3 protein-coding genes are annotated in these 5,439 nt (G+C 64.6%); 2 read left to right on the top strand and 1 reads right to left on the bottom strand.

The genetic code is table 11. The features are described 5' to 3' along the window. Positions 1-12 precede the first annotated feature (12 nt). Positions 13-2,328, bottom strand: a complete 2,316-nt coding sequence (locus EN994_RS16275) for a glucose/quinate/shikimate family membrane-bound PQQ-dependent dehydrogenase (protein WP_063168289.1) — start codon at positions 2,326-2,328, stop codon at positions 13-15. Positions 2,329-2,522: 194 nt separating this feature from the next. Between EN994_RS16275 and EN994_RS16270 the strand changes: the two genes are divergently transcribed. Further along, positions 2,523-3,353, top strand: a complete 831-nt coding sequence (locus EN994_RS16270; protein ID WP_013530997.1) for a DUF2059 domain-containing protein — start codon at positions 2,523-2,525, stop codon at positions 3,351-3,353. A gap of 90 nt (positions 3,354-3,443) precedes the next feature. Next, positions 3,444-5,439, top strand: a 1,996-nt coding sequence (locus EN994_RS16265) for a UvrD-helicase domain-containing protein (protein WP_127307646.1), incomplete at its 3' end; no start/stop codon positions are given.

The raw sequence follows: 5,439 nt of genomic DNA, 5'->3' as shown, positions 1-5,439 counted from the left end.
ACCCTGTCGCCCCTACTTCGGCAGCGCGTAGGCCATCACATAGTCACCCGGCTTGGTGCCGACCGAACCGTGGCCGCCGGCGACGATGACCACGAACTGGCGGCCGTCGGCGACCGTATAGGTCATCGGCGTCGATTGCCCGCCGGCCGGCAGCCGCGCCTGCCACAGCTGCTTGCCCGATGTCAGGTCGTAGGCGCGCAGATAGTCGTCGACTGCGGCCCCCAGGAAGGCGACGCCGCCGGCGGTGATCATCGGCCCGCCGATGCCGGGCACGCCGACCTTCAGCGGCAGCGGCAGCGGCGTCATATCGTAGACGGTGCCGTTGCGGTGCTTGTAGGCGATCTTGCCGGTCCTGAGATCGGCACCGGCGACATAGCCCCAGGGCGGCGCCTGGCAAGGAATGCCGAGCGGCGACAGGAACGGTCCCATCACCACCGCATAGGGCGCGCCCTCGTTGCGGTTCAGCCCCTGTTCGCTGCCCCGCCCTTCGTCCGGCGGCGGCACCTGATCGCGCGGGATCAACTGCGACTTGAACGCCAGATAGGTCGGCATGCCGAACAGCACCTGCCGGACCGGGTCGACGGCGACGCCACCCCAGTTGAAGGTGCCGAAATTGCCGGGGTAGATCAGCGAGCCCTGGACGGAAGGCGGCGTATAGCGACCCTCATAGCGCAGGCCCTGGAATTCGATCCGGCAGGCCAACTGGTCGAACATGGTGAGGCCCCACATGTCGGCGCCGGTCAGCGGCTTCGGCATGAAGGTGAGATCGGAGACCGGCTGCGTCGGCGATGTGTGGTCGCCTTCGATCGCGCCGCCGGGCGCCGGCACTTCGTTGACCGCGATGACCGGCTCACCGGTGCGGCGGTCGAGCACATACAGATCGCCCTGCTTGGTCGGTCCGACCAGCGCCGGCACCACCGTGCCGTCGGGTTTGGTGATGTCGATCAGGCTCGGCTGCGCCGGTACGTCCATGTCCCAGAGATCGTGGTGCACGGTCTGCCGCACCCATCGCACCTGTCCGGTGTTGAGGTCGAGCGCGGTGATCGACGACGAGAACTTCTCGACATTGGCACTGCGCCCGGCGCCGAGCTGATCCGGCGTCTGGTTGCCGAGCGGCACGTAGAGCAGGCCGAGCTTCTCGTCGGCGCTCGGCGTCGACCACATGTTGGGCGAGTTGGCGGTATAGGTCTGGCCGGCCGGCAGCGGCGTCGTCTGGTCCGGATTGCCGGAATCCCAGTTCCACACCAGCGCGCCGGTGGCAGCGTCGTAGGCGCGGATGACGCCGGACGGCTCCTGCGTCGAATAATTGTCGTTGACCGCGCCGCCGACAATGATCTTGCCGCCTGAGATCAGCGGTGCCGAGGTCGAGTAATAATAGCCCGACTTCGGATAGGGCATGTTGGTCAGAAGGTTCAGCGTGCCGCCCTCGGCGAAAGCCGGGCAGATCTGCCCGTTGGCGGCGTCGAGCGCGATCAGCCGCGCGTCCGAGGTCGGCAGGTAGACGCGGGTCGCACAGGGCTGCCCGGCGGCGCCGGCGGCATCGGCGTAATAGGCCACGCCGCGGCAGGTCTGGTGCTGGCGGTCCTTGTCGAGCTTGACCTTGGGATCGAAGCGCCATTTCTCCTTGCCGCTCGCGGCATCGATGGCGATGGCGAAATTATGCGGCGTGCAGATGTAGAGCGTGTCGCCGATCTTCAGCGGCGTCACCTGATAGGTGGTCTCGCCGACATCGTCCGGTCCCTTCACGTCGCCGGTCTGGTAGGTCCAGGCAGGCTGCAGCTTGGCGACATTGTCCGGTGTGATCTGGTCGAGCGGCGAATAGCGCTGGCCGAACTGCGTGCGGCCGTAATAGTGCCACTCGCCGGCCGGCACGTCATTGCCGAGATTGGCGTTGGCGACCACCTTGTCGGTGCCGAGTTCGCCGGCAATGTCCTTCGGATCCGAAGTCATCGAATAACCGGCGACGGCCAGTGATGCCAGCACGGCAAGGATCAGCGGCGCGCGTGCGTCAGGGCCGACAAGACCCCGTCTCGCCCACGGCGTCAGCAGCCATAAAGCGAGAAGCACGATGACGCCGCCGCGAGGCCCGAGTTCCCACCAGTCGAAGCCGGTTTCCCAGACCGCCCAGGCCAGCGTGCCGAGCACGATCGCCGCGTAGAGCCACAGTGCGGTGGACCGGCGCCGGTAGAGCAGCCAGGCGGCGATCAGGAAGGCAAGGCCAGCAACGACATAGTACCAGCTGCCGCCCAGCATCGCCAGGCGGATGCCGCCGCCGCCGAGTGCCAGGCCGATGAGGAAAAGAATGAGGGAGGTGATGGTGACAGCCAAGATGATACTCCTTCGACTGTTGCGCTTTGCCACGCCAAGGACAGCCCGATGTCCCGTTCCTGCCCTGCGCACAGCTTTCTCCTGCCCGCCCCGCCTGTCAAGCTGGCCCACACGCCAAGGTGGCAATTCATCTTGCCTGCGGTCGGGTTATCGAGCAGTCTCCGTCGCAGCATCACCGTGGAGTAGACCGAGTCATGCCCTTCGTCTTTCCGCCATGGATGCGCATTGCCGGCGCGCTGTTCGGCTTCGTCGTGCTTATGGCTGGCAGTCAACCGGCGTCGGCACAAACGCTCGAGGAGATCAACAAGGCAAGCGGCTTCCACGAGATGCTGGCCGGCCTCGGCCCAAGCATAGTCGCCGGCATCAAATCCGTGCCGGGGCCGGAAAAAGTCAAGGAAGCCTTGTCCGCCGCCGCTGAAGGCGCTTTTGACGCTGACAGGATGGAGAAAGCCGTAGAGGCGCGGATGACGGGCCGGTTGCAGCCCGTCGATCTCACCGATCTGGCTGCTTTCTTCGATTCACCATTGGGCAGGCGGGTCACAGCCCTGGAGATCCAAGCGTCCGATCCGCAAGCCCTGGGGCGCAAGAAGATCGAAGGTCCGAAAATCCTTGGAGGACTTCAGGCGGGAGATCCGGCACGGCTCGCGCTGTACCGGAAAATCGTCGACGATACCAGCGCCGTGGACATGGCTGAAGCGATCGCATTGAACATGGGCTATGCGATGGTTTCGGGAATGCTCGCGGCAGCCGGGCAGCCTTTATCGGATCAGCAGATAATGGTGCTGGTGCATAAGCAGGCCGGCAACCTTCGTGAAAAAGCCGAAAAGGGGATCATGGAAGGAAATGCTTTCGCCTATCGTGACTTGTCGCTCGACGATCTCAGGCTTTACGCGGCATTTCTCGCGTCCCCTGCGGGCAGCCATTACTACGACCGGATGCAGACGGCACTCGGCGCCGTGATGACCGATGAGGCGCGTTCGTTAGGGCAGCGATTTTTCGTCGCTCTCGGCTACCGCAAGGCCTGAACAGCCCGTACATCCTTGCCACCAGCACTTTAGCGGAACAAAACGTAGACAGTTCTGGTCTTTCGCCACCGAATCACTACATTCGGGGCGATGTCCGGCTTTTCCGAAGACATGCCCTTTTTCGACGAACCCAATGCGCGGCCCTCGGCCCCGTCGGGTATCGCCGCGCGCGCCATGGCTGCCCGCAGCGGACACAACAACGCACCCGACTATCTGAAGGGCCTCAACCCGGAGCAGCGGCTAGCTGTTGAAACAACGGAGGGCCCGGTTCTGGTGTTGGCCGGCGCCGGCACCGGCAAGACCCGCGTGCTCACGACCCGCATCGCCCACATCCTCGCCACCGGCAAGGCGTTTCCGTCGCAGATCCTCGCGGTGACCTTCACCAACAAGGCCGCGCGCGAGATGAAGATCCGCATCGGCGTGCTGATCGGCGAAGGCAATGTAGAGGGCATGCCGTGGCTCGGCACCTTCCACTCGATTGGAGTGAAGCTGCTTCGCAGACATGCCGAACTCGCCGGCCTGCGCTCCGACTTCACCATCCTCGACACCGACGACGTCGTGCGGCTGATCAAGCAGCTGATCCAGGCCGAAGGTCTGGACGACAAGCGCTGGCCGGCCAAGCAGTTCGCCCAGATGATCGACGGCTGGAAGAACAAGGGGCAAGGCCCCGCCGACATTGCCGAGGGCGACGCGCGCGCCTTCGCCAACGGCAAGGGCCGCGAACTCTACAAGGCCTATCAGGAGCGGCTGAAGACGCTGAACGCCTGCGATTTCGGCGACCTGCTCTGCCACCCGATCCGCATCTTCCGCGCCAATCCGGACGTGCTGAAGGAATACCATAAGCGCTTCAAGTACATCCTCGTCGACGAGTACCAGGACACCAACACCGCCCAGTACATGTGGCTGCGGCTGTTGGCGCAAAGGCCTCAAGGCAAGCCGATCTCCCCCCTTGAGGGGGAGATTGGGCGCTCTTCGGCCGAAACCCGCGCCACCGTAAACATCTGCTGCGTCGGCGATGACGACCAATCCATCTATGGCTGGCGCGGCGCCGAGGTCGACAACATCCTGCGTTTCGACAAGGATTTTCCCGGCGCCACCATCATCCGGCTGGAGCGCAACTACCGCTCGACCGCGCACATCCTTGGTGCCGCCTCCCACCTCATCGCCCACAATGAGGGCCGCTTCGGCAAGACGCTGTTCACGGATCGCAACGATCCCGAGGATGGCAAGGTCAATGTCCACGCCGCCTGGGATTCCGAAGAAGAAGCCCGCGCCATCGGCGAGACCATCGAGGCCTATCAGCGCCAGAAGCACAATCTCAACGACATGGCTATTCTTGTCCGTGCATCCTTCCAGATGCGGGCCTTCGAGGATCGCTTCATCACACTCGGCCTCAACTACCGCGTCATCGGTGGCCCGCGCTTCTACGAGCGCCTGGAAATCCGCGACGCCATGGCTTTCTTCCGTGTCGTCGCGCAGGGCGCCGACGACCTCGCTTTCGAGCGCATCGTCAATGTGCCCAAGCGCGGCTTGGGCGAAGCCACCATCCGCCAGATCCACGACACCGCCCGTGCGCTGCGCATCCCTATGCTGGAGGCCGCCGCCAAGCTCGCCGAAAGCGACGAGTTGAAGCCGAAGCCGCGCGCCGCCTTGCGCGAAGTGGCGGCCAATTTCGAGCGCTGGCAGAAGGCGCTGGAAACCACGCCGCACACCGAACTCGCCGAGACCATTCTCGAAGAGAGCGGCTACACGGACATGTGGAAGAACGACCGCTCGGTGGAAGCCCCCGGCCGGCTGGAGAACCTGAAAGAGCTGATCCGCTCGATGGAGGAGTACGAATCGCTGCGCTCCTTCCTCGAGCACGTCGCGCTGGTCATGGACGCCGAACAGAATGCCGGGCTCGACGCCGTCTCGATCATGACGCTGCATTCGGCCAAGGGCCTCGAATTCGAGACCGTCTTCCTGCCCGGCTGGGAGGAAGGCCTGTTCCCGCATCAGCGCGCGCTCGACGAAGGCGGCCGCTCCGGGCTGGAGGAAGAGCGCCGCCTCGCCTATGTCGGCCTGACGCGGGCCAAGAAGAACCTGC

The organism is Mesorhizobium sp. M7A.F.Ca.CA.002.09.1.1, assembly GCF_003998555.1.
Lineage (GTDB): Bacteria > Pseudomonadota > Alphaproteobacteria > Rhizobiales > Rhizobiaceae > Mesorhizobium > Mesorhizobium ciceri.
The sequence above is the reverse complement of the archived record's forward strand: the minus strand, read 5'-3'. Positions and strand labels throughout refer to the sequence as shown.

Coding starts and splice junctions, on each gene's coding strand:
- EN994_RS16270 (WP_013530997.1), top strand. CDS start 2,523: ATGCCCTTCGTCTTTCCGCCATGGATGCGCATTGCCGGCGCGCTGTTC.